At 35.3% G+C, this 24,770-nt stretch carries 14 protein-coding genes, 2 rRNA genes, 1 other RNA gene and 4 pseudogenes; 7 read left to right on the plus strand and 14 right to left on the minus strand.

Annotated elements, in window-relative coordinates:
- Window positions 1-4: 4 nt before the first annotated feature.
- Genes AAGD95_RS02260 through AAGD95_RS02275 form a run of 4 tightly spaced genes read right to left on the minus strand, consistent with a single transcriptional unit; the run spans window position 5 to window position 3,438 of the window.
- On the minus strand, window positions 5-1,141 hold the full coding sequence (locus AAGD95_RS02260; protein WP_341818725.1) for a hypothetical protein: 1,137 nt from the start codon (window positions 1,139-1,141) through the stop codon (window positions 5-7).
- Between the two features lie 42 nt (window positions 1,142-1,183).
- A complete protein-coding gene (locus tag AAGD95_RS02265) occupies window positions 1,184-1,963 on the minus strand; it encodes a GNAT family N-acetyltransferase (protein ID WP_265026324.1) in 780 nt (259 codons plus the stop codon).
- Window positions 1,953-2,435, minus strand: a complete 483-nt coding sequence (locus tag AAGD95_RS02270) for a phosphatidylglycerophosphatase A (protein ID WP_265026323.1) — start codon at window positions 2,433-2,435, stop codon at window positions 1,953-1,955. The genes AAGD95_RS02265 and AAGD95_RS02270 overlap by 11 nt, the downstream gene beginning before the upstream one ends.
- A 19-nt stretch (window positions 2,436-2,454) precedes the next feature.
- Entirely contained in the window at window positions 2,455-3,438 is a 984-nt protein-coding gene (locus tag AAGD95_RS02275) for an NAD(P)H-dependent glycerol-3-phosphate dehydrogenase (RefSeq protein ID WP_341818726.1), read from the minus strand.
- A gap of 325 nt (window positions 3,439-3,763) precedes the next feature.
- On the opposite strand from AAGD95_RS02275, the gene AAGD95_RS02280 reads away from it, so the two are divergent.
- A complete protein-coding gene (locus AAGD95_RS02280) occupies window positions 3,764-4,534 on the plus strand; it encodes a response regulator transcription factor (protein ID WP_265034386.1) in 771 nt (256 codons plus the stop codon).
- 50 nt (window positions 4,535-4,584) lie between these two features.
- Here AAGD95_RS02280 and rnpB read toward each other — a convergent pair.
- An RNA gene (rnpB, locus tag AAGD95_RS02285) (RNase P RNA component class A) lies at window positions 4,585-4,934 on the minus strand.
- Window positions 4,935-5,091: 157 nt separating this feature from the next.
- Window positions 5,092-5,382: a hypothetical protein gene (locus tag AAGD95_RS02290; RefSeq protein ID WP_341818727.1), complete on the minus strand. Its 291-nt coding sequence runs from the start codon at window positions 5,380-5,382 to the stop codon at window positions 5,092-5,094.
- 15 nt (window positions 5,383-5,397) lie between these two features.
- On the opposite strand from AAGD95_RS02290, the pseudogene AAGD95_RS02295 reads away from it, so the two are divergent.
- Window positions 5,398-6,248: pseudogene (locus AAGD95_RS02295) on the plus strand (IS982 family transposase).
- Between the two features lie 787 nt (window positions 6,249-7,035).
- On the opposite strand, the gene AAGD95_RS02300 reads toward AAGD95_RS02295, so the two are convergent.
- Window positions 7,036-10,245 (minus strand): AIR synthase-related protein, encoded by a 3,210-nt coding sequence (locus tag AAGD95_RS02300; RefSeq protein WP_341818728.1) that lies wholly within the window; start codon window positions 10,243-10,245, stop codon window positions 7,036-7,038.
- A gap of 99 nt (window positions 10,246-10,344) precedes the next feature.
- Between AAGD95_RS02300 and AAGD95_RS02305 the strand changes: the two genes are divergently transcribed.
- Window positions 10,345-13,161 (plus strand): WPE palindromic element domain-containing protein, encoded by a 2,817-nt coding sequence (locus tag AAGD95_RS02305; RefSeq protein ID WP_341818807.1) that lies wholly within the window; start codon window positions 10,345-10,347, stop codon window positions 13,159-13,161.
- A gap of 9 nt (window positions 13,162-13,170) precedes the next feature.
- On the opposite strand, the pseudogene AAGD95_RS02310 reads toward AAGD95_RS02305, so the two are convergent.
- The 3 genes and pseudogenes from AAGD95_RS02310 to AAGD95_RS02320 all read right to left on the minus strand — a co-directional run.
- Window positions 13,171-13,878: pseudogene (locus tag AAGD95_RS02310) on the minus strand (IS4 family transposase); the annotation flags it as partial.
- A gap of 17 nt (window positions 13,879-13,895) precedes the next feature.
- Window positions 13,896-14,747 (minus strand): IS982 family transposase, encoded by an 852-nt coding sequence (locus tag AAGD95_RS02315; protein WP_410542088.1) that lies wholly within the window; start codon window positions 14,745-14,747, stop codon window positions 13,896-13,898.
- Window positions 14,748-14,859: 112 nt separating this feature from the next.
- A pseudogene (locus AAGD95_RS02320) lies at window positions 14,860-15,060 on the minus strand (IS4 family transposase); the annotation flags it as partial.
- A 17-nt stretch (window positions 15,061-15,077) separates the two neighbouring features.
- Here AAGD95_RS02320 and AAGD95_RS02325 point away from each other — a divergent pair.
- Window positions 15,078-15,962 carry an IS982 family transposase gene (locus AAGD95_RS02325; protein ID WP_410542090.1) on the plus strand — a complete coding sequence of 295 codons (885 nt, stop codon included), beginning with the start codon at window positions 15,078-15,080 and terminating at the stop codon, window positions 15,960-15,962.
- 557 nt (window positions 15,963-16,519) lie between these two features.
- Here the strand turns inward: AAGD95_RS02325 and AAGD95_RS02330 are convergent.
- Together AAGD95_RS02330 and AAGD95_RS02335 are read right to left on the minus strand one after the other, a co-directional pair.
- Window positions 16,520-18,304: a ribonucleoside-diphosphate reductase subunit alpha gene (locus AAGD95_RS02330; RefSeq protein WP_341818730.1), complete on the minus strand. Its 1,785-nt coding sequence runs from the start codon at window positions 18,302-18,304 to the stop codon at window positions 16,520-16,522.
- A gap of 58 nt (window positions 18,305-18,362) precedes the next feature.
- Window positions 18,363-19,439: a methyltransferase domain-containing protein gene (locus tag AAGD95_RS02335; RefSeq protein WP_341818731.1), complete on the minus strand. Its 1,077-nt coding sequence runs from the start codon at window positions 19,437-19,439 to the stop codon at window positions 18,363-18,365.
- A gap of 335 nt (window positions 19,440-19,774) precedes the next feature.
- Here AAGD95_RS02335 and AAGD95_RS02340 point away from each other — a divergent pair.
- Window positions 19,775-22,540: ribosomal RNA gene (locus tag AAGD95_RS02340) — 23S ribosomal RNA — on the plus strand.
- A gap of 66 nt (window positions 22,541-22,606) precedes the next feature.
- A 5S ribosomal RNA gene (gene rrf, locus AAGD95_RS02345) occupies window positions 22,607-22,713 on the plus strand.
- Between the two features lie 331 nt (window positions 22,714-23,044).
- Here the strand turns inward: rrf and rnpA are convergent.
- Both rnpA and rpmH read right to left on the minus strand, forming a co-directional pair.
- A pseudogene (gene rnpA / locus AAGD95_RS02350) lies at window positions 23,045-23,320 on the minus strand (ribonuclease P protein component); the annotation flags it as partial.
- Between the two features lie 67 nt (window positions 23,321-23,387).
- The gene (rpmH, locus tag AAGD95_RS02355; RefSeq protein WP_341818732.1) at window positions 23,388-23,522 is read right to left on the minus strand and encodes a 50S ribosomal protein L34; all 135 of its coding nucleotides are present in this window, start codon (window positions 23,520-23,522) and stop codon (window positions 23,388-23,390) included.
- A 107-nt stretch (window positions 23,523-23,629) separates the two neighbouring features.
- On the opposite strand from rpmH, the gene pstC reads away from it, so the two are divergent.
- Window positions 23,630-24,718, plus strand: a complete 1,089-nt coding sequence (gene pstC, locus AAGD95_RS02360; protein ID WP_265035377.1) for a phosphate ABC transporter permease subunit PstC — start codon at window positions 23,630-23,632, stop codon at window positions 24,716-24,718.
- Window positions 24,719-24,770: the final 52 nt, after the last annotated feature.

Genomic DNA, 24,770 nt, shown 5'->3' on the forward strand with positions numbered 1-24,770 from the left:
AGTATTATCTTTTGCATTCTTCGTAAGAGAACAGTAAACCTTCCGAAGCGTAGGGTATTGTTAATACCCTGAACGCTTTTCCATTCGTGAAATGCATCTTATCATCATACGATTCAAATAATTTTTTGAATAACTCATGTCTTTGGTTACTAATAGTTTGAAAATCCTCTTTTTCTAAAAGCTTTTTAGATTCGAAGAGGTAAAGCATAACTTCATGATAAGTTGGGTAAGATGCCAAAAATTTTGGGTCAAATTGAAAGGTTTTTATGAAAGCATTATTATAAAATTTTAGCCTTTGATTCTTACTATATATTACTATAGCAACCGACAACCTCTCAAGCAAATTTTTCTGTGTAGCTAAATAACTGTTTAATTCAGTATATAATTTCTCTGCATCACTAACATCTTTCCCATACATTACTATGCTACCAGAACCTTGTATTGGAATTTTAACAAAATCGAAAACCTTAGGTTCGTTCTTGTAAGTTACGACATGCCTTCCTGGTTTTGTGCTATGAGTGCTACTGGTAATAGCAAATTTCTTAGAACCATCTACATACTTATCATAAAACAAATTATAAAATTCCACCTTTCTATTCTTGTTATATTTTAGTATTGGAAATGGTAAAGAGTTGAAAACATTTTTATAGCTCTCCACTTCTTGTGTAAGCTTACTATTTTCTAACTCAAGTCCGTTAGCTTTTATCTTATAGTCTGAGACATTCCTTATCCATAACAGCACACCTATCACATTGGTAGAATCATCTATTATGCTTCTGCCGTAACATATGCAATAAACCTCACTGTCCTTTGACTTTAAATCTAGAGTAAAAGATTTATTTATTTCCTTTGCCTCAACAAAATTTTTAATTAAGCTTTCTGATTGCTCAAAAAAATTCACAAACTCATTAAACGAGTAAAAAACAGTATTAAGCAAAATTAGTAAGTTGGGAGAGAACTTTTCTATACGCTTTTTTGCATCCCAAATATAAAACCCATCATTCACAGTATCAATTAAATTATTTATGATAACATTTTGATGCTGTAAGTTCTTAATCTTATTACTAATTTTTAATTTAGAATAAGAGAGAAAGAATAATATTAGAATCAATATTAAAACCACTTCATACAAAAAAAACATAGCACTTTTAAAACAAATGTAAAAATTTGTAACCGCTCAGAATTATGCTGAAGAGGTATATAAGTAAAGATTGCCTAACATTTGAAAGCCCAATCTCTTATAAAGGTTCACAGAAGATTTCATACAATGTGCTACTATATATTTGCATTCAAGCTGCTTAGCTATCTTTATTCTTTCTAAAACCATTTGGGTACCTATTCCACGATTCCTGTAAATTGGTAAAACTCCATCACTATAAAAACCAGCTACGCTGTCTTGAACATAAAGACCGCATGTCCCAATAATTTCACTATTTAGTGTTACAAGAAAAAATCTTAATCTTGAGTTTTTATCATCATAATTTGATAATCCGCGAAAAAATGTGCTGACAATTCCAACGCCATGATAAAAAATTTTAGAAGTGTGTAAATCTAACTGTTCTAAGAGGTCGCTACCATTTACAGCATTTAACCTCAAGTTTGGAATAACATCAGCAGGTAAAAAGTAATTTTTCATATTAAGTAAAGCTTTTTTTGGTGTGCTAACGTGTTTTATTTCACACTTTTCTAAAATATCTCTTACTTTCATATGTGAATTTATTACCCATGTTGCTTCTATATCTCTTGTTCTGAGATAATCTAGAGTTTTTTGTATAGAAAGCTCGGTACATTGATCTCCACAGAACACAAAATTAAATAATGACTCCCTGGTACCATTTATTGTAAATGTAACGTTATCAAATTCATCGTGTACTTCCCACTCAGATAAATTCGCTGTGTACAGTATATAATCCTTTAGATTTTGAACAATTAAGCTTGAATAATAAATTTTTTTATCCTGCATACATCAACAATAAACAATAAAAGGCTCCTATAAGAACACAGGCTAAAATTGCAGCTATAATGTCATCTAGCATAACACCTAAAGGACCTTTGGTATTTTTATCGATCAAATTTATAGGCCACGTTTTTATTATATCAAAAAACCTAAAAGAAAAAAAGCACAACAACAATGAAGAGCAATTCATCTCTTGGCTTAACAATATCGAAACTAAAAGTATTGTCAGCAATTGACCAACTACTTCGTCAATTACTACCTCTTTTGGATCACATGAAGTCTCGTAGTGTTTTATATAATTGCCTATAGACCATAGTCCAATCAAAAATAAAAAAAAAATAATTGCTGCACCTAAAATTCTGTCACTCAGTATTACAGGAACAATTGGATAAGAAGCTAAGCTGCCTACGGTACCTGGCATTTTTTTTACTGTGCCAGACAGCCACCATGTTGATATCAATTTATATAAAAATTTCACAATACACCAAAGTACAAAACTAATTTACAAGAACAGAAATAGTATCCTCTATAGAGGCGCTTTCATACAATAATCTATAGACCGCTTCACATATAGGCATTTTTATCTTTAGCTTTCCTGCTAAATTAAATATGGGCTCAGCAGTGCTAAAACCTTCAATCACTGACTTGCCTTCTGACAAAATCTGCTGAACATTAAAGCCATTGTCACTATTACCTATTTTAAACCCAAAAGATAGGTTTCTTGAATTCAAGGATGTGCATGTCATAATTAGGTCACCCAGACATGCCGGCCCAAGTAGTGTATTTATATCCACATTACCGTTACCAGCTTTTGCTGAGTATAAAGCCTTAATTTCGCTCATACTTTTCGTAATCAATGCTGCATGAGCATTAAACCCAAGTTTACTACCTAGAACAATCCCACACGCTATAGCAAAAACGTTCTTTAACGCTGCACAAACCTGTATCCCTATAACATCACTACTAAGGCGTAATTTAACATTTTCTTGCTGTAGTTCTGATATTAGCTTTGAACCCAATATGTTATTTCGGCACGCAAGAACCATTGAATAGGGCAATTTTTTTGCAACTTCTATAGCAAAACTAGGGCCTGAAAAAATAGCAATAGGATTGTTAGGTAAAACTTCATTTACTATTTCACTAGGTAATTTTAATGTAGACTTTTCTATTCCCTTACAAGCTAAAATTATTGCTACATCTTTTTTCAGATTACAATTATGCAATTGCTGACATACCTCCCTCAGAGACTGAGTGGGAACAGCGAGGATTGTTACTGAAGCATTGATTGTGTCTTCAATAGCCAGTTTTACTGACACATTATCAGAAATTCGACAACCGGGTAGCTTGTCACTTTCTCTTTTCCCGTTGATTGATTCAAATGTAGTTTCATTGCGAGTCCACAAAATCACATCTTTCTTACTACCTAATGAAATTGCGATTGCTGTACCCCATGCACCAGCACCTAAAATTGATATTGCCACACAATATTCCTGAAAGTATTACTTATACTTTAAAATAGTAGGATAAGTAAATTAAAAATATAACACAGGCATATAGAATAGTTAAATATTTATTAACCGAAGTATTCTTTTAATAATAGTAACTTTAATTCAATATTTACTAAAAATACTATTACTATCATGGTATGTCTATTATATTTTAGATCTATTTATATAACTTTGGAACAATATATTTACTATTAATTAATAAGTGTAATTTTGATCATTTGTTAATAAAAATTTGATTTATTACTTTCCTTAGTTATATATATTACTAAAATTATAAATTATTTATGGGGTGTAAAATATGCGTATATTATTAATTGAAGATGATCAAGTAAGTGCAAAGACTGTGGTTAACGCCTTAACTTCTGATGGACACTTCTGTGACGTTGTTACTTCTGCACAAGATTATAACAATAACATGGTTTCCTCAAACGGAGATTACTATGACCTAGTTATTTTAGATATACACTTGCCTGGTGATATTGACGGATATGATATATTGTTAAGACTAAGAAGTGCAAAAATCAAAGTTCCTGTCTTAATACTTTCATGTATATCCGCTGTCAATCACAAAGCTAAAGGACTCGGGTATGGTGCCGATGATTACTTAACCAAGCCATTTCATAAAAGCGAGTTATTAGCTCGAATTAAGGCCATAGTGCGTCGTACTAAAGGCCATCCTGAATCGGTGATAAAGATTGGTAATATAAATATCAATTTTGATCACAGGATTGTTGAGGTGAAAGGTAAAACGGTTCACCTTACTAATAAAGAGTATTCTATGATAGAATTGCTAGCACTGCGTAAAGGAACAGTACTAACAAAAGAAATGTTCTTAAATCATCTTTACAATGGCTTGGATGAACCTTCAGATAACAAGATAGTTGATGTTTTTATGTGCAAATTACGTAAGAAACTTGAAAGTGCAAATGATGGAAAAAGCCACATAGAAACCGTTTGGGGCCGAGGGTATGTTCTGAAAGAGTATGTTGATGATGAAGAATATTCTAATGTTAATGTAGGCGAAAGTAGTGATGGCTATCAAGCAGAACAAGTGAAGGACAACGCATGAAATGCCTACACATTTAAATATAGCATGGCTTATATCGCACGTATCATGTGACGCCTAGGTGAAATATAAGCCGAGTTCTGTTTATGTAGCTATTTATCTGGAGTAAATGTTACCATTTACCTCATGCGATTTACCCGAGTAGATATGAGGAAAACATAAAATCTACTTCTATTTAATCTTGCTCCTAGTGTTGGTTACTCGACTACCAATGTTACCATTGCCATGGTGTGCTCTTACCACACCTTTTCACCCTTACCTAAGAATATTTTAGGCGGTAATTTTCTGTAGCCCTATAACTGGAGTTACCTCCGGCGGGCATTACCCGTCACTATTTTTCCTTGGAGCCCGGACTTTCCTCTGCTATGTTTATCACATAACAGCAGCTACTTATTTCACCCAGGAATTATACTTTAACATGAAAATCACAAAAGCAAAAGAAAATTTCCTAACAGTTTACATATTAAAAACATTCAGACAAATAGCTAAAGGTGATATTCCGGCACATCATCGCTATCCCAAGATAAGCTTCTTTCACTCTTAGACTCCGCTTCAGTCAGTCAAGAGCTTGCTGAAGACGATGAGCTACTTCTTGATCGACTACTATTTTCTACTGATATACTGTCTAGCACTGTTTGAGATCGATCCATAGTTCGCATTCTGTCACCAGTGGTAAAAATTTCTTCATCGCTACTTGAAGATGATCGCCTTCTATAACCCAAATCAGTTAGTTCTAACACAGGAGGAGCATTACGACCCTTAACACGCGAATTCTGGATTAAAGGAGAATAGAAAAGGCAAGAAAACAGGGTAAACTCAGCAGTTATAAAAAAACAGATGAGGTTAACCATGGAAGATATAACAAACTGTTTTGTTTGGTCGATGATTTTTGCAGAGATATAGAGAAAAATTTTGCAGGTAAACTACTGCCAAATGGTAAAAAACCCACAAGAACAACGGAAATTGAGCACTCCGAAATCATGACAATAATCCTGCTATATCAACAATCTCCGTGTAAAAATTTCAAAACTTTCTATCTACATTACCTAACGTTGCTCTACAAATCAGAGTTTCCAAAGTTGCCTTCATATACCAGGTTTGTTGCTCTAAAGCCTAGGGTTTTGTGGCATTTAGCAATGTTGTTGCATTGGCTTTGTGGACAGTCAGAAAACACTGGAATTTCATATATAGACACAACTCCCATTGCAGTTTGTCATGCAAAAAGAATATCCAAAACAAAGTTTTTGCTGGAATTGCAAAATTAAGCAAGAGTACTTACGGCTGGTTTTTTGGTTTCAAATTACATATGGTAATCAATGAAAATGGTGAAATTCATTCACTTACGCTAACAAAAGGCAATGTTGATGATAGGATACCTGTGCCAAATCTGACGGAAAAATTAACCGGCCTTTTGTTTGGTGACAAAGGTTATATTGCAAAAGAGCTTTTTCAGAAGCTGTTTGACCGAGGTTTGAAACTTGTTACCAAGGTGAAAAAAGGTATGAAAAATGCATTGATTTCGCTAAATGAGAAGATTTTACTGAGAAAAAGGTCTATCATTGAGACTGTTTTTGGTTACCTAAAAAATAGACTAGAAATTGAACACACTCGCCATAGATCCCCTGTTAATTTTTTGGTTCATATCTTTTCTACTCTCATTTCCTATTCCATCAAATCCAAAAAGCCTTCTATTTCCTATACTTTCTTCCTTCCTTAATCCAGAATTCGCGTTATTAGGACCACCAACCCAGGACCCAAAGTCAGTTTAGCTATATCAGAAAACAGGTTATGTGGAAATCTTAAAATACTTCTTGTTCGCCAAGCAAAATAAATACATTCCTATAAACAAGCAGATGCTCAATACTGACACATAAGAAAACTTAAAAATTAAATCTCTAATATATATTGATAAGCATTTACCTGCAGAAAATTTGTATAGTAATCCAACACATACAACGGCACTATCAACAACTAATGCTATAATTAAAGTAATGAAATTTGCCATATGAAAATTCAACTTGGACTTCAATTTTTCAAAAATAATTATGCTTGAGAGAAGAGAGACTAAAATTGCAGTATATGAAATCAATATCATCAAATTAAAACTTTGCCATTTAAAAACACAACATAGCGCTGTACACACTATTAAGTTGTATGTAGCTTTGCTTCTGCCATAAAATTCAACCATTGAATTTACAACTAAAGCAGCTCCCACAAATAAGGCAGCACATACCATCAATTTATTTGAAGTGTTGAGTAAAGAAAGACTGATAAGCAAGAGTATCGATAAAATAGACATAATTACCTACCCAAAATTAATAACATACATTCATTCTAAATAAACATTACATATAGTAAAAGAGTTATTTAGCATAATAAGAAAAATATTTTAAACTGACATGCTATAGCTAAGGTTTCCCTACATCATACCACCGCGGTATCTCTAGATCCCGCTAACAAGCAGCGGGATGACGAGTTTGTCGTTTATCAAATTGTCTGTAAACCTAAGTCACTTTAGCTATATAATAACTATTTCCCAAATCTTTCAGATCTACTTTTAAAACATCCTTTATGTTTAGCACTTTTTTCTCTGTTACTTTGCCAATACATGAATAAACCGCACCTTTAAACAATTCTTCAAACCTCTTCTGGCTTTGTGGTGCAATAGTAACCAAAATTCTACTTTGCGATTCAGAAAACATTATTATCTTGTTTATTATGTCTGTATTTTGTATTTTTCCTATTGGCACTAGTGAAAGATCGATTTCAGCACCAAGGTCTCCTGCAATTAGCGATTTTGCCAGAGCAATAATTAATCCGCCCAAGTTTGGTGCAATTGCAGAGGCAATTATGACATCTTTTATTGTCTGGTTGTAACATTCATACAACTTTCTAGCACTTTGTGCATCAACTTTTGGTACGTTGTCATTACCTATTCCACTATATAACTGATATTCAGATCTACCAAGCTCATCGTGGGTTGTACCAAGCACATATATCAAGTCCCCCGGCATTTTCACATCAAGCGATACCGCACTTTCAATATTCTCTATAACTCCAATTGCTGAGATGAGTAATGAAGGTGGTGCAGATATCATCACTTTCTCGCCATTTTCGTCATATCCCTTAAAGTCGTTAAACATACTATCTTTTCCGGATATGAATGGTGTTTTAAATGCAGTTGCAAAGTCGTAACAAGCCTCTGCAGCTCTCTTTAGTTGCCACAGCCTTTCTGGATTATAAGCATCACACCAGCAAAAATTGTCGAGCAACGCTAGATGATTTATATTTCCTCCTGCGGCTACATAGTTGCGTATCGCGGTGTCAATTGCACATGCTGCCATGTGGTAGGTGTCAATTTCTCCATAACTCGAGCCAAACCCCTGTGATTTCACAACACCTTTGTTTGAAGAAAAGATTGGCCTTGAAACAATAGCTTCACTGCACACTCTTCCCTTGCCCTGCAATGGTTTTAGCACTGACGATCCTTGAACTTCATGGTCATATTGCACCACTATAAACTCTTTGCTGCATATGTTTGGTCTGCTCAGCATTTCTTTTAGCTCGACTTCTAAAGATGCTGGATTTGTTGTCATTCCAGTGCATGGCGCTAGAAGCCCCTTAGACCACGGCTTTGTCTGTGAATGCACTTTGGGATTACCATCATGCAGAAATTCAGTTTCGATGTCCATTATTGGTGGAGCAGAAGAGAGTTGAACCTTAGCCCTCTTGCTATCACTGAACTCTCCAATCACACAAACCTCCACATCATGTTTTTTCATGATTTGCCTAAATGAAGGAAGATTTTCTTCTGGCACTGCTAAGGTCATTCTCTCTTGTGATTCTGATATCCATATTTCCCACGGAGCCATACCATCCTTTTTAAGGAGAACCTTGCTCAAATCAACTTCAAATCCGTCTTTTCCCATTTCACCAATAGAAGATGATAGACCACCTGCTCCGTTATCCGTTATTGCATTATAAAGACCAAGATCTCTTGCTTTTATGACGGCATTGGATAGTTTTTTTTGTGTTATGGGGTCACCAATTTGTACGATTGTTGAAGGGCTGTTTCCCGACAATGCCTCTGAAGAAAATGTCGCACCGTGAATTCCATCTCTTCCAACTCTTCCACCAATAATTACAATCTTATCGCCGTTTTTAGGTCCTTTTATGTGTGAAGGTGCATTATTTATACTGCGCGGAATAATTCCGACACTTCCAACAAAGACCAGCGGCTTCCCACAAAATCTATCGTCAAAATATACCGACCCAAGTTGTGTTGGAATACCAGAGCAATTACCAGCAACATTAACGCCATGAATCACTTCTTTCATTATATATTTCGGCGGTAAGATCTCATCAGTGCGCTCTTTATCCCTATAAAATTTGCCTTTTGCTTCTTTGGCAAAGCAAAAGTAATAGGTATTCATTATAGGTTCCGCGCCTTTCCCGAAACCCACTATATCACGATTAACTCCAAGCACTCCGGTCATTGCTCCACCAAATGGATCAAGAGCTGAAGGGCTATTGTGAGTTTCAACTTTATCTACAATCAAGTAATCGTCATCAAAAATTATTCCCCCTGCGTTGTCGGAGAAAACTGACACGCATATGTCAGAATTTATCTCACGCGTTGCACGCTTAATATAATGAGCATATAGACCGTCTTTTATTTCATCAATAGGAGAGCAAAAAATATTGTGTTTACAATGTTCGGACCAAGTTTGTGCTAGGGACTCAAGTTCAATATCATATGGATTTCTATTAAGTTTTTTAAAGTAATCCTTTATAGCTTTCATTGCTGCCAGAGAGAGCCCTAAAGTACCATTGCCATCGATTCCATCTTTGCTGATCTTTTCAAGCTCTTGGTCACTTACATTGAGGTCAACAGACTTAACCCCATTACTACTTGATGTCATCCCAGTACTCTCTTTTGTCATCCCAGCCCCTTCTTTTGTCATTCCAGTGCTTGACACTGGAATCCAGTTTTCATTATACAATTGCTTGAAGTTTCCTGGATCCCAGTATCTGGGCACTGGGATCCATTCTTTTTTTTCCTGGTCACGCGCTGGAATGACAACGGTGTGGGTATCTCCAGCTCTCCCTTCTGTCATTCCTGTTTCCCCCTCTGTCATTCCAGTGCTTGACACTGGAATCCAGTTTTCATTATACAATTGCTTGAAATTTTCTGGATCCAAGTACTGGATGACACCAGGTGAGGCATTCGATTTACCATAATACTTCCAACGGCAATTGCTGTTTTCTTTATAAACAAGAATGCAATACTCAGTGATAGGGTTGAATTCTTGTTTTATATCATCTTCAGTTGGCAAATTTCCTTGCCCTAGAATCAATTTTGAACTTCTTGCTTTTATACAAACATTTTCATCAATGTAGTTCTTGTTTATTAAATATTCTCTAACAATTTGTTTCACTGTGTTGCCTACATTATCGGTCATGCCAGGTAAAAAGCTTATTTCCAAGCCCCACTCAGCTTGTGGTTCTATGAAATCATATTGAACTTCTTCAAGGTTTTCGTTGTAGGAATAATAACGGCAATCTTGTATGACTTTATTATAAAATAGCCCGCAAATTTCTTCATATAATTTGGATGGTAATCCTTTGCGTATGTAAATCGAGTAAACGTTGACTAACCATCTGCGGCCAATTTGCTCGCATTTATTTAAAACTTCTATTCTAATGTTTGCCATGTAATGTTATAAAAAATTATAATATATAATAGCATACAAGCACGTTTATATTTTGAATAATTTCTATACAATAAAATATTGTATTAATTGTTACTGTTAGTGGGAAGAGTTTTTACCGTTAATGTGGATGAATCTCTTTTTGATGTGCTGGTTCAGCACATATTTTCTGAATATGAAAGAGAAAAAATTCCTGAAGTAAAAATTATACTTCCTTGCAAGAGGGATGTGATAGCGTTGCTGAGTGCATTCAAGAATCATAATGCTAAAAAATGCATAATTTTGCCAGAGATAGTTTCGCTAGAGAATATTGATGAGGAAGATTTAATATTAAATCTTGATAGGGTTAAAGTTATCAAGCCAACAAAAAGGACACTGCTACTCATTCAATTCATATTAGAGTGGAATAGAAAAAATAATGATAATTTTCCAATTGATTTAGCTTATAGCCTGCCATCACTGCTTGATAAAATTCAATCTACCCAAACAACGGATTATGATCAATTTAATGAACATTCAAAAAAAATAGAGAATTTCATAAGCTTACTCACTGAGACTTGGAGTAAAACTTTAAAAGATTTAGAAGTAGTAGATATATTAAAACATAAGAGTGATTACATAAACAATATGATAATCTCTTTACAAAAAGACCAACATATAATCTTTGTTGGAATTGGAAAGGATAAGTCGTTGATCAAGGCTATATATGATCTGCCATTTGGAAAAATAATTTTGCCTAACTTGAATTTGAAAATTAAAGAGAAAGACTGGAAATCGCTTGATAAAAAACACTATCAATATTGTTTGAAAGATCTGCTCGATTATTTAAATGTGGATAGAAGGGATGTGAGTTTTCTGCCAGAAGCGTGTTCTGGTGTCATCCCAGTGCTCCGACACTGGGATCCAGAAAACTTAACTTTAAATGAGCGCACCAGGTGGCTGTATAATGAAAACTGGATCCCAGTGTCAAGCACTGGGATGACAGCAGAAAGGGCTGGGATAACAGGAAGTCCTGAGGAATATCTAGATTACGTCTTTGATACAACTGCCGATCTAAGCAAAGTTAGTAGTGGACATGTTGGCAATATTGAAGTCATCACTTGTGATTCCAGAGAGGAAGAAGCACAAGTGACATCATTAATTATAGAGAATGAAGGTTATGAAAACGTTTCTTTGGTCGTCTTTGATAAATTACTTGCAACTCGTATAGCATGTTTATCAAGGCAACACAGTGCCATACCGGAAAATTATCCTTATATAACGCTCCTACTTTATAGTATCGAAGTTTTGACCTCAAATTGGAGCAGTGTGTCATTACTTTCGCTCCTTAAACATAGGCTAGTGACTTTTGGTTACACTCAAGAAGAGTACACTCGGATTTTATCTGAATTTGAAATAGAGGTATTACGCAACTTTAGTACAAATGGCCTGAGCGATATTATAAATGCTATCAATGCCCATAAAAAGCTAAAACATAAAGAAGATATATTAATTATTATCAGTAAGTTAGAGGTTGTATTTAATCCTTTGCTTAACATTATAAATTGCCCTATTTCTGATGTGGTGGCAACTCATTTGCAGTGTGTTAATATGCTATCTGGTATAAATTTTTCAGAGCTAAATGGTGAAATAGGTAATTTTACCTATAGCTTCTTGAATGCATGTGAGGGTGTAGAAATTAAGTGCTCCTTAGAGTTATATAGCCAAATTCTGACTTTATTTTTAGAGAAGGAGTTTTTCTCTGTAGCAAATGACTTAAATAAATTCAGCTTATATCACAACAAAGTTGTAATACTCGCTGGGTTTAATGAAGCGCCAAGCTTTCAAAGTCCGCTTTTGAATGCACTTACGAGAGAAAAATTTAACCTTCCTTCTGCGCAAGAAGAGCAGGGGTATTTTTTTTATACTTTACACAATTTGTTTTGTGCAAGTAAGGTTTATATTACAAGATCGCTAAGCCATAGAAAACCAATTCTATTGCAGCGTTTGGAAATTCTGCTTAAGGAGGGGAAACAGCCGTATCGTGATTGGCTGAGGGTATTAAATACGCCTGAATGTACTGTTCCATGTACTCAACCTATGCCAAAACCTCAAACCGAAGTTAGAAAAGAAAAAATGCAGGTGATGTCTTGCAGTGCAATAGAAAAGCTAATTCGTAATCCTTATTCATTTTACGTTGAATATATACTGGGCCTTAAACAATTAAGAGACTTGAATTTTAAGCCATCGATATTGGAATTTGGTACTATGGTACACAACATTCTTGCAAGATATTTACGCAACAAAAAATCGCTGATGAGCATTGCACGAGAAGCATTCTCGACTAGTCAGTTTAATTTTTTAAATATGTGGTGGGTAAGACTACAGAGGGTGATTCAATCTTTTGTCGAATTTGATGAGACTCGAAGCAACCATATTGAGCTAGAAAAGAGCTTTTCCTGTCCGATATTCCATATTCCAGCGCGTGACGCTGGTTCTTGTGATCAGTATGAAACTGCTTGGATGACAAATAGAGATCTTATCCCTCAAGAAATCTTACTGACAGCAAGATGTGATAGAGTTGAGTATCTACCAAGTGGGCAAGTAGCAATTATAGACTATAAACTTGGTTCACCACCTTCCAATGAAGAAGTTATGTCGGGGTTTTTTCCGCAATTAATTTTGCAAGCTTTAGCGGTAGAGTATGTGACCGGAAGGGAAGTCTCAGAACTTGCTTATTGGAAACTTGATTATGATAAAATAAAAGTTATTTCTATACAAAATTATAGATACAAAATGCAAGAATTAAAAAATGATCTGCCTGGTTTTTTATCTAATTATTTAAGTAATTCCACACCCTTTATTGCCTCTCCATATTTTGATAAATTCCTGAGATTTAACAGCTATAAACAGCTAGAAAGGGTAGGGGAGTGGTTGTAAATCTTACTATTACCCACAAATATGGGGTTCATGAGCAAGTCTCCATCCTTCTGCTAGATCAAAGAGACGTCTCCATCCTTTCCAAAGAGTAATTGGTCCTGGTTTTTGGTCGCTTTTTCTTGCTAAATAACCTCCAAGTTGAGCAATCCACGAAACGGCTTCTTTTATAGTAGGGGCTATACTTGGACATGGTTTTTTGTGTATTTTAACATATAAAACTTTCCATTCTTCCTCAGCTAATAAGCCAGTACATGGTAATGTTGGGTTAGTTCTTGCAATTGATGTAATAAAGAAAATTCTCCAAGCAATAATGCTCATGACTGTTAAATACCTCATTAATCTTTCTGCTGTTCCAAGCCTACATTCCTCAACTTTGAGACCAGATTTTAAAATCTTATGCAATATCTCTATTTTCCATCTCAAACAATACCAACTAACTTTTTCAACAGCTTCTTCAAAAGTACTGACCGAAAGATTTGTTAAAAGCATCCACTCTAGCGGACTTGCTCCTGGAGGAGAATTTCTTTCAACAACATGAATTGCGTGAAGTTGTAGACTGAATAATGCTGTCGGTTTATATTTTATGTGACCTTCTTTACATTTTATATGGCTTTCATGTGGACTCATCATAAATTTTCCGAATCTAATTTCTAGAAATGCTGTCCTTTTTTGCTTATTATCTCTAGCAGGGATTTCAACTTCTACTTTTCCAGTGCAAGAACGCGAATTCTGGATTAAGGAAGGAAGAAAGTATAGGAAATAGAAGGCTTTTTGGATTTGATGGAATAGGAAATGAGAGTAGAAAAGATATGAACCAAAAAATTAACAGGGGATCTATGGCGAGTGTGTTCAATTTCTAGTCTATTTTTTAGGTAACCAAAAACAGTCTCAATGATAGACCTTTTTCTCAGTAAAATCTTCTCATTTAGCGAAATCAATGCATTTTTCATACCTTTTTTCACCTTGGTAACAAGTTTCAAACCTCGGTCAAACAGCTTCTGAAAAAGCTCTTTTGCAATATAACCTTTGTCACCAAACAAAAGGCCGGTTAATTTTTCCGTCAGATTTGGCACAGGTATCCTATCATCAACATTGCCTTTTGTTAGCGTAAGTGAATGAATTTCACCATTTTCATTGATTACCATATGTAATTTGAAACCAAAAAACCAGCCGTAAGTACTCTTGCTTAATTTTGCAATTCCAGCAAAAACTTTGTTTTTGGATATTCTTTTTGCATGACAAACTGCAATGGGAGTTGTGTCTATATATGAAATTCCAGTGTTTTCTGACTGTCCACAAAGCCAATGCAACAACATTGCTAAATGCCACAAAACCCTAGGCTTTAGAGCAACAAACCTGGTATATGAAGGCAACTTTGGAAACTCTGATTTGTAGAGCAACGTTAGGTAATGTAGATAGAAAGTTTTGAAATTTTTACACGGAGATTGTTGATATAGCAGGATTATTGTCATGATTTCGGAGTGCTCAATTTCCGTTGTTCTTGTGGGTTTTTTACCATTTGGCAGTAGTTTACCTGCAAAATTTTTCTCTATATCTCTGCAAAAATCATCGACCAAACAAAACAGTTTGTTATATCTTCCATGGTTAACCTCATCTGTTTTTTTATAACTGCTGAGTTTACCCTGTTTTCTTGCCTTTTCTATTCTCCTTTAATCCAGAATTCGCGTAAGAAAGGCCTTGGATAAATGACCATAATTTTTGCTTATTCCTGGTATGCATAAATTTTTTATTTACATTTCTGTTGTGACGAGCTCTTACTAAAATTGCTGAGTTAAGATTATGTGCAAGTTCAAAAAAATCATGTATATCTGCTTCTCTGTCACATACAGTTATAACCTCGGTTTGGGTCGGATCTATAATATTATTTGTTTTCTTTAAACGCGAATTCTGGATTAATAGATGAGGTTAACCATGGAAGATATAACAAACTGTTTTGTTTGGTCGATGATTTTTGCAGAGATATAGAGAAAAATTTTGCAGGTAAACTACTGCCAAATGGTAAAAAACCCACAAGAACAACGGAAATTGAGCACTCCGAAATCATGACAATAATCCTGCTATATCAACAATCTCCGTGTAAAAATTTCAAAACTTTCTATCTACATTACCTAACGTTGCTCTACAAATCAGAGTTTCCAAAGTTGCCTTCATATACCAGGTTTGTTGCTCTAAAGCCTAGGGTTTTGTGGCATTTAGCAATGTTGTTGCATTGGCTTTGTGGACAGTCAGAAAACACTGGAATTTCATATATAGACACAACTCCCATTGCAGTTTGTCATGCAAAAAGAATATCCAAAAACAAAGTTTTTGCTGGAATTGCAAAATTAAGCAAGAGTACTTACGGCTGGTTTTTTGGTTTCAAATTACATATGGTAATCAATGAAAATGGTGAAATTCATGCACTTACGCTAACAAAAGGCAATGTTGATGATAGGATACCTGTGCCAAATCTGACGGAAAAATTAACCGGCCTTTTGTTTGGTGACAAAGGTTATATTGCAAAAGAGCTTTTTCAGAAGCTGTTTGACCGAGGTTTGAAACTTGTTACCAAGGTGAAAAAAGGTATGAAAAATGCATTGATTTCGCTAAATGAGAAGATTTTATTGAGAAAAAGGTCTATCATTGAGACTGTTTTTGGTTACCTAAAAAATAGACTAGAAATTGAACACACTCGCCATAGATCCCCTGTTAATTTTTTGGTTCATATCTTTTCTACTCTCATTTCCTATTCCATCAAATCCAAAAAGCCTTCTATTTCCTATACTTTCTTCCTTCCTTAATCCAGAATTCGCGTTTTTAGCTATAAACATTAAGAAATTTACCAAATAAAAAAAAAGGCAAAAGAAGCCCTAGTCATTGTCTATTTTCAGTATTGGCGTTTTTTAAAGTCTTAAACACTGCAATTTAGCTGCTTTTAAATGCAACTCACCTTAGTTTAAATGTTTAAGAAATTTACTAAACAGAAAAAAAGGCAAAAGAAATCCCGTGTTAGCTAGTTGTCACTCTTTAATCCTGCAAATTGGCGTACTATACTGTCTTAAACGACTTATAAGCGCGTTTCAGCTTATATAGGTAAAAACCTAGAAATATTGTGAAGACATAAGGTGCACATAGTGCAAAAAATTAAAAATAAGACGCCAACTACGTTGTTTTCTTGCTGTTTAATCTTCACAGATGAAGATAACTGAATACCTTCAGTTTCATGATAAGGGGGCTGGCGGAGGGTGTCAAGCAAGTTTTTGTTTCTATTCTCTTCTATTTGCCATATTTTGAAAAAACGTTTTATTTTACTCCAAAAACGTCTTAACTTTCTCTCTACTTTTTCTGAATAAGGTCACTATTGGCATGACAAACATTCATCGTAGTCAATATCTGTTTTTTGTTGCAATATTTCACTTTTTTTGAATATGTCATGCGAAACCTTGTCAGCTCTCTGCATTGATTGTGATCTGCAGTAATATAAGCTCTTCAATCCTTTTTTCCAAGCAAGCATGTGTATTTTGTGCAAGTAACGTTTATGTACGTTGGCAGGTAAGAACAGATTTACTGATTGAGACTGGCAAATATACGAAGTTCTATCACTTGCATGTTCTATAATCCATCTTTGGTCAAGCTCGTACGCTGTTTTAAATTTCAATTTTTCATGCTCACTAAGAAAATCTAAATGCTGAACGGAACCCTCATTTGTTGAAATTGAAGACCATACTTTATCATTGTCTTGATTTTTTTCTGCTAATAGTTTTTGCAAGAATTTATTTCGCACTACAAATGAGCCTGTAAGTGTCTTTTGTATGAATACGTTTGCTGCATATGGTTCTATTCCAGGAGAGGTATTGCCTGCAATAATGGAGATCGAGGCAGTAGGAGCAATAGCGAGCTTGTGTGTAAACCTTTCCATTAGATCAACTTCTTTGGCATCAGGACATGCCCCCTTTTCTTCTGCCAATTTTTTAGAAACTATATCTGCTTGCTTGCGTAAATACTTAAATATTTTTTTATTCCATTGTTGTGCTGTTACTGATTCAAAAGGAACCATTTTGCTTTGTAAAAATGAATGAAAACCCATCACACCAAGACCAATACTGCGTTCTCTGGCTGCAGAATATTTTGCTCGCTGCATTTCATTCGGTGCTTTATTTATAAAATCTTCCAATACATTATCAAGGAAACGCATTATATCTTCTATGAAGAGTTTATTGTCTTTCCATTCTTCGTAGTACTCAAGATTTACGGATGATAGACAACACACAGCAGTGCGTGACTTATTCAGGTGATCATAACCTGTGGTTAAAGTTATTTCACTGCATAGATTTGACATCTTGATGTCTAAGTTGAGCTTTTTGTAAGATTCTGGCTTATTGTTATTTGTTGCATCAAGGAAAATAATGTAAGGTTCTCCAGTTTCAACTCTTGCTGTTAGTATTTTGATCCATATATCCCGCGCTTTTACAGTTGAAATAACCTTATTGTTGTGAGGGCTTATTAAATTCCATTCTTGATCATTCTCAACAGCCTGCATAAATTTATCTGTTACTATTACAGCATGATGTATATTTAACGCTTTGCGATTTGGGTCACCGCCTGTTGGCTTACGTAAATCCAGAAACTCTTCTATCTCCGGATGGAATACAGGAAGATAAACTGCTGAACTTCCTCGCCTTAAGGATCCCTGACTAATTGCAAGCGTTAGAGCATTTTGCACTACAATAAATGGAACAATTCCTGATGTTTTACCACTGCCTTTTACACTCTCACCAATTGAACGTAAATTTCCCCAATAACTACCTATGCCTCCTCCACGTGCAGCAAGCCAAACATTTTCATTCCATAAGTCAACTATTCCCTGCAAGCTGTCTTCGGTTTCATTAAGAAAGCAAGAGATAGGTAACCCTCTCTTAGTGCCACCATTGCTGAGTATTGGTGTTGAAGGCATGAACCACAAGTTGCTCATGTAGTCATAAAGACGCTGCGCATGTTCTTTATTATCAGAGTAGTAATTGGCAATACGTATGAAGAGGTCTTGATAACTTTCATTTTCTATTAAATACCTGTCTGATAGAACTGCTTTTCCAAAATCGGTTAATTTGCTATCCTTTGCGTAATTAATAGTAATGTTATTCATAAAATTCCTTTTATTCTTTTATTATATATAGATACTTAAAAGCCACTTTGAGCGATTTTTAAGTTAGGTTTTTCGGATTTTCTTGTTGATGCTGTAATGCAAACAAGATACAGTCAACCTGACTGCCATATATTTTACAGTAACTCATATAACTTATTTGCATATTTATTTCTTTTGCAACATGTTGAACATAACTTTCTGAATGACGAAAATAGTCTCCTTTGTTTACAAAGTCAATACCTTCACCTTCCTTTCTTCTTATTAAACATACAATAACTCCTTTTTTGCTCGTAGATCTTTTTGCTAATTCCAACTCTTCTTGAAAGTCATGTAGATAATGTAGCACTTCAGCAAAGATAATTACATCATACTGCTGGTTTTTCTCTTGTTTAAGAAACTCTTTCATTTCCATATGTATTAATTCATTGTAAACAGGCTTACCTTTTATAAAGCATCCTCTTGCAATATTTAGCATTCTACTTGAAATGTCAATTCCTGTTATGTGGTTTCCAATACTATTTATTTTCAAGAAATGACCACATATTCCAGTTCCACAACCAAGGTCAAGTATATTGAGCTCAGAAGTGGAGTTGTTGAAGATTTTTGTAATTATCATATGTACAAGTTCATGCCCTTTATACTGTTTAGCAATCAACCAATGCTCAACAAAATATTCACCTGTATAATCAAAATATTGTCTTATGAGGTTTTTTGGCAATTCTGTAATAGGCGCTGAGTTTGTCATTTTTTTTATATAGTAAGACGCCTCCTCGTGGTCACTATCTAATTTTAGTGTCTTTGTTAAATAATTATAAGCTTTGTTAGTATTTCCTACCGCAAAATGACACCTTCCGATGTTATACCAGACTATAGGTAGATGGGGGTAAAATATGCTAATTAACCAAAATCGTAACTTTGCATCTGATATGCTGCCTTTATAAAAGTGATATAAACCGATTTCAATGTTGGTATTTAACAGGTTTTTAGATTTTTCAAGAAGCACTGTCATTTCTTTATCAAGAGTATTATATTTGTTCACAATGAAGTGTTTTACTTTCTTAATATTTAATACGCCAATGAGCTTAGACATACAATTTAAAGCAACGTTTTTTATAAAAGAGAGATTACTTTTCATACATTAGAAATACTCCGAATGTTCATTATCATTTTTAGGCAATTGATTTTAACACATTTTATCTTACAAAATATCTTTTTCATTAATTTTTACTGTATATATAAGTTTACCGCATATTTCTCAGATTGTACTGTTTAGGATTGCTAGTATATTGTTGTTGATAATATAAGTAAATGTTTTGTGCAAAAAGGCGTTGACATATTATTTGTTAGGTTATAATATATAAAAGATTAATTTAGTTTTTAGATGTTTGACAAGTTTTATGGTAGAGATTAATTTAATCTCAATTCAATTTTAATAATATTTAACTCTGCATATTCTACATATAGTCGGATAAATAAATTATTAAGAGCACTTGATGGATGCCTTGGCGTTAAGAGGCGATGAAGGACGTGGCAGGCTGCGATAAGCTGTGGGGAATTGTCAACAAATTTTGATCCGCAGATTTCCGAATGGGGAAACCCAACTAGCTAAGCTAGTTATTACATACTAAGTATGTAAAGCAAACTTGGTGAACTGAAATATCTAAGTAGCCAAAGGAAAAGAAATCAACCGAGATTCTGTTAGTAGTGACGAGCGAAAGCGGAAAAGGCTAGTGATTTAAGAATAAGAATTAGAATACTCTGGAAATAGTAACCATAGAAGGTGATAGTCCTGTATAAGTAGAAAGTTTTTAAATCCTTGAGTAGAGCGGGGCACGTGAAATCCTGTTTGAATATGGGGGGACCATCCTCCAAGCCTAAATACTCCTTAACGACCGATAGTGAACAAGTACCGTGAGGGAAAGGTGAAAAGAACCCCGGGAGGGGAGTGAAATAGAATCTGAAATCAAGTGCTTACAAACAGTTGGAGCTCTATATCAATTTATTGATATTTAGAGTGACAGCGTACCTTTTGCATAATGGGTCAGCGAGTTAATCTATGAAGCAAGCTTAAGCCGTTAGGTGTAGGCGTAGCGAAAGCAAGTCTGAATAGGGCGTTTTAGTTTTATGGATTAGACCCGAAACCAAGTGATCTAGTCATGACCAGGTTGAAGGTGTGGTAAAACACACTGGAGGATCGAACCAGTTAATGTTGCAACATTATTGGATGAGTTGTGATTAGGGGTGAAAGGCCAATCAAACTTGGAAATAGCTGGTTCTCCGCGAAATCTATTTAGGTAGAGCGTTGTATGTATGTTGTTGGGGGTAGAGCACTGGATAGACTAGGGGGATTCACCGTCTTACCAAATCTAACTAAACTCCGAATACCAACAATTAATTATACAGCAGGCACACTACGGGTGCTAAGTCCGTGGTGGAAAGGGAAACAACCCAGATCACTATCTAAGGTCCCAAAATTACAGCTAAGTGGGGAAGGAAGTAGAAAAACCATTACAGCTAGGAGGTTGGCTTGGAAGCAGCCATCCTTTAAAGAAAGCGTAACAGCTCACTTGTCTAAATAAGTTTTTCTGCGCCGAAAATGTACCGGGGCTAAAGCTGTATACCGAAGATGTGAGTGCTTATTGATTTCGATCAATAGGTGCGGTAGCGGAGCGTTCCGTAAGTCTGTGAAGGTGGTTTGTGAAAACTGCTGGAGATATCGGAAGTGAGAATGCTGACATAAGTAGCGTAAAAGAGTGTGAAAAACACTCTCACCAAAAATCTAAGGGTTCCTACGTTAAGTTAATCTGCGTAGGGTTAGTCGGTTCCTAAGGCGAGTCCGTAAAGGAGTAGTCGATGGCAATTAGGTTAATATTCCTAAACCTCTTAAGTGTGACGGGTTTCGTATTTGTATAGATCTTATTGGATTGATCTATGCTTAAAAGAAGCTCCAGGAAATAGCACTTATATTTATGAGGCCGTACCGCAAACCGACACTGGTGGATGAGTAGAGTATACTAAGGTGTTGAAAGAATGATGTTGAAGGAACTCGGCAAATTATACCTGTAACTTCGGAAGAAGGGTAACCTGCTTTTAGGTAACTATGAGTAGGTGGCACAAAATAGGGAGTAGCGACTGTTTACTAAAAACACAGGACTCTGCAAACACGTAAGTGGAAGTATAGGGTCTGACGCCTGCCCGGTGCTGGAAGGTTAATAGGAAGGGTGCAAGCTCCGAATTGAAGCCCCAGTAAACGGCGGCCGTAACACTGACGGTCCTAAGGTAGCGAAATTCCTTGTCGGGTAAGTTCCGACCCGCACGAATGGCGTAACGATTTCTCCACTGTCTCCAACATCACTTCAGCGAAATTGAATTCCCCGTGCAGATGCGGGGTACCCGCGGTTAGACGAAGAGACCCCGTGCACCTTTACTATAGCTTTACATTGCTATTAAAAGTGTGATGTGCAGGATAGGTGGGAGACTTTGAAGTTATGGCGCTAGCTATAATGGAGTCAACCTTGAGATACCACCCTTTACACTTTTGATATCTAACTATGTTTCATTATCTGGAACTAGGACATTGTATGGTGGGTAGTTTGACTGGGGCGGTCGCCTCCTAAAAAGTAACGGAGGCGTGCGAAGGTAAGCTAGAGCTGGTCGGAAATCAGCTTGATAGTATAATGGCATAAGCTTGCCTGACTGCGAGGCTGACAAGCCAAGCAGAGACGAAAGTCGGTCATAGTGATCCGGTGATTCTGTATGGAAGGGTCATCGCTCAACGGATAAAAGGTACGCCGGGGATAACAGGCTGATGGTGTTCGAGCGTTCATAGCGACGACACCGTTTGGCACCTCGATGTCGACTCATCACATCCTGGGGCTGAAGAAGGTCCCAAGGGTTCGGCTGTTCGCCGATTAAAGTGATACGTGAGTTGGGTTTAGAACGTCGTGAGACAGTTCGGTTTCTATCTGCCGTGGGTGAAGGAAATTTGAGAAGGTCTGACTCTAGTACGAGAGGACCGAGATGGATATACCTCTGGTGTACCAGCTGTTATGCCAATAGCATCGCTGGGTGGCTATGTATAGATGGGATAATTGCTGAAAGCATATAAGCAAGAAACCCTCTTCAAAAAGATTTCCCAATTAAGGCCGTGGAAGACTACCACGTTGATAGGCTAGGTGTGGAAGCATGGTAACATGTGAAGCTAACTAGTACTAATAGCCTGATTGATTTATTTGCTTTCTATATGTGTGTATGCAGTGTTAAATATTAAGTTAAAATTGTTAAGTTAGAAATTTTTATTGACTTGGTGGCTATAGCAAAAATGAACCACCCGATCTCATCGCGAACTCGGAAGTGAAACTTTTTAGCGCTGATGGTACTTGAAAAGGGAGAGTAGGTCGCCGCCAAGTTTATAAAAATTTCTTTTTACCGCCTTTTAATAATTCTTTTATTACGAGAAGTCGCTTCTATGTTCAAATCTAATAATTGCGGTCTAGGCTTATTCTTATTCTGCTCTAAGTATTGACTTTGCTCAAATGCTAATTCCCATTGTGTACGATAACTAGATTCTTTATATTCATAAAAATCTTCTTTAACATTATTTGTATTTATATTGAGATTTTTATCTTGTTCTTTTCTACTTTCTACCATTAAACACCCACACCCATTAATTTATTTTAAAAATTTTACTTATGTTATCATAAAAAATATAGTTGTAAATACCTTAATTGAAATTTTTTTTTATTTTATCTTTTTTAAGCAAATAGTTAGATCTTTTTGTAAGTTTTTATAACTTGCTTGCATAATGTTTCTATGAGTTAGTATTATGTAGTAGTGCCCTATATTGCTTATATTTAAAATGCTAATCTTAGCAAGTATTCGTAGTTGCCTTTTTATTTTATTTCTTTTTGCTGCTTTTCCGGCTTTTTTACTGATAGCCAGACCTACTCTAATAGTATGAATGTACTTTTCAGGTTCTCTTTCTTTTATAGCATACAGTGATATATAAAGCCCACGATAAAAAAGACTGCTGAGTGCTAACTTATTTTTGAAAGCAAAGGAAAAATCTTTTTTTTTATACTTACTATGCGCATAATTTGTTACACCCTAATGAACGGCGCCTATTAAGGATTTTTCTTCCAGCTCTTGTTGCCATACGTGAACGAAATCCATGTCTGCGCTTTCTTATCAAAATTTTTGGTTGAAATGTTCTCTTCATTGTTTTTATATTAATATAATTATTTATTTTAAATTGTTTTACTTTATTGTCAAATGATGGTGAACTTGTATGACATTTTTGTAGAATAAAATTTGATGCATGGGAAAATGAATTCGGTGATAGTCATACCTGTCCTACTAATCCTTTTATTTTGTCTTAGTAGGTTTCAAGAGGTAAATAAGGTTAAATCTTATCTATATCTTAGTTGTGTATGGATGCTAACTTGGTTGTTAGTACTCTATAATAATTGTTTTGTAACTTTTATTTCTATAGCGTTACTTTTTTTTATGCTTGCTTTTATCTTTAAAAATAAAAGAAATAAGATAATAAAACTTTCGTTATTTGTGGCTTTGGCCATATCATTTTTTATCACTTTATTTATAATGCTATCTATTTTTATTCAATCCATTAATTTTTTTAATAAAGTAGCTATTTCAGAATTCTTGTTTTGCTTGAAATGGGGCCACAATGTAGTCACTATCAATGAAGAGAAGGTAGGATGTTTTGGTATAGCGCCGCTTTTAGTGGGTACATTACTTATAACTATTATAGCAATGTTAGTTGTCGTTCCGCTTGGTTTATTTTCTGCAATATATATTAGTGAATATGCGAGTGAGAAAGTGCGTTATATTGTTAATACAACTTTGCAAGTTTTGTCTGCTATTCCTACGGTTGTATATGGATATTTCGCGGTTGTGTTTTTGTCTTTCTTTATAAAGCAGGTAGCAAATTTTTTTGGTTTAAGTATACACTCAGAAAGTGCCTTAGTTGCCGGTTTATCGATTGGGATAATGATTCTTCCTTTTATTATTTCTTTACTCGAAGATGCCATAAGATCTGTTCCAAAAAGCTTGCGTTATGGCTTCATGGCACTTGGCGCAACTCCAGCGGAAACTATATGGCATATAACAATACCTTATGCAATGCCTACAATTTTAAGTGCAATTTTATTGTCAATTTCAAGAGTGATAGGTGAAACAATGATTGTGCTAATGGCTGTGGGAATCAACGCAAATTTGACTTTTAACCCTCTTAATTCAGTTACTACCATTACCGTGCAGATCGCTACATTACTTACCGGAGATCAGGATTTCAATAGTGTACAAACTCTTGCTGCTTATGCGCTTAGCTTAGTATTGTTTATTATTACTTGGCTATTAAATGCATTTGCATTGTTTGTAATGAAGCGTAACTAGTAAGCGTTTTAATGTTGCAAAATTTCTATTAATAATATAAGATTTATTTTCT

This window comes from Wolbachia endosymbiont (group B) of Ennomos erosarius (assembly GCF_964026905.1).
GTDB lineage: Bacteria > Pseudomonadota > Alphaproteobacteria > Rickettsiales > Anaplasmataceae > Wolbachia.

What these genes read in the sequence shown, in the direction of transcription:
- AAGD95_RS02260 (WP_341818725.1), bottom strand. Translation starts at nt 1,141, where the DNA reads ATGTTTTTTTTGTATGAAGTGGTTTTAATATTGATTCTAATATTATTC.
- AAGD95_RS02265 (WP_265026324.1), bottom strand. Translation starts at nt 1,963, where the DNA reads ATGCAGGATAAAAAAATTTATTATTCAAGCTTAATTGTTCAAAATCTA.
- AAGD95_RS02280 (WP_265034386.1), top strand. Translation starts at nt 3,764, where the DNA reads ATGCGTATATTATTAATTGAAGATGATCAAGTAAGTGCAAAGACTGTG.
- AAGD95_RS02290 (WP_341818727.1), bottom strand. Translation starts at nt 5,382, where the DNA reads ATGGTTAACCTCATCTGTTTTTTTATAACTGCTGAGTTTACCCTGTTT.
- AAGD95_RS02300 (WP_341818728.1), bottom strand. Translation starts at nt 10,245, where the DNA reads ATGGCAAACATTAGAATAGAAGTTTTAAATAAATGCGAGCAAATTGGC.
- AAGD95_RS02330 (WP_341818730.1), bottom strand. Translation starts at nt 18,304, where the DNA reads ATGAATAACATTACTATTAATTACGCAAAGGATAGCAAATTAACCGAT.
- AAGD95_RS02335 (WP_341818731.1), bottom strand. Translation starts at nt 19,439, where the DNA reads ATGAAAAGTAATCTCTCTTTTATAAAAAACGTTGCTTTAAATTGTATG.
- rpmH (WP_341818732.1), bottom strand. Translation starts at nt 23,522, where the DNA reads ATGAAGAGAACATTTCAACCAAAAATTTTGATAAGAAAGCGCAGACAT.
- pstC (WP_265035377.1), top strand. Translation starts at nt 23,630, where the DNA reads ATGAATTCGGTGATAGTCATACCTGTCCTACTAATCCTTTTATTTTGT.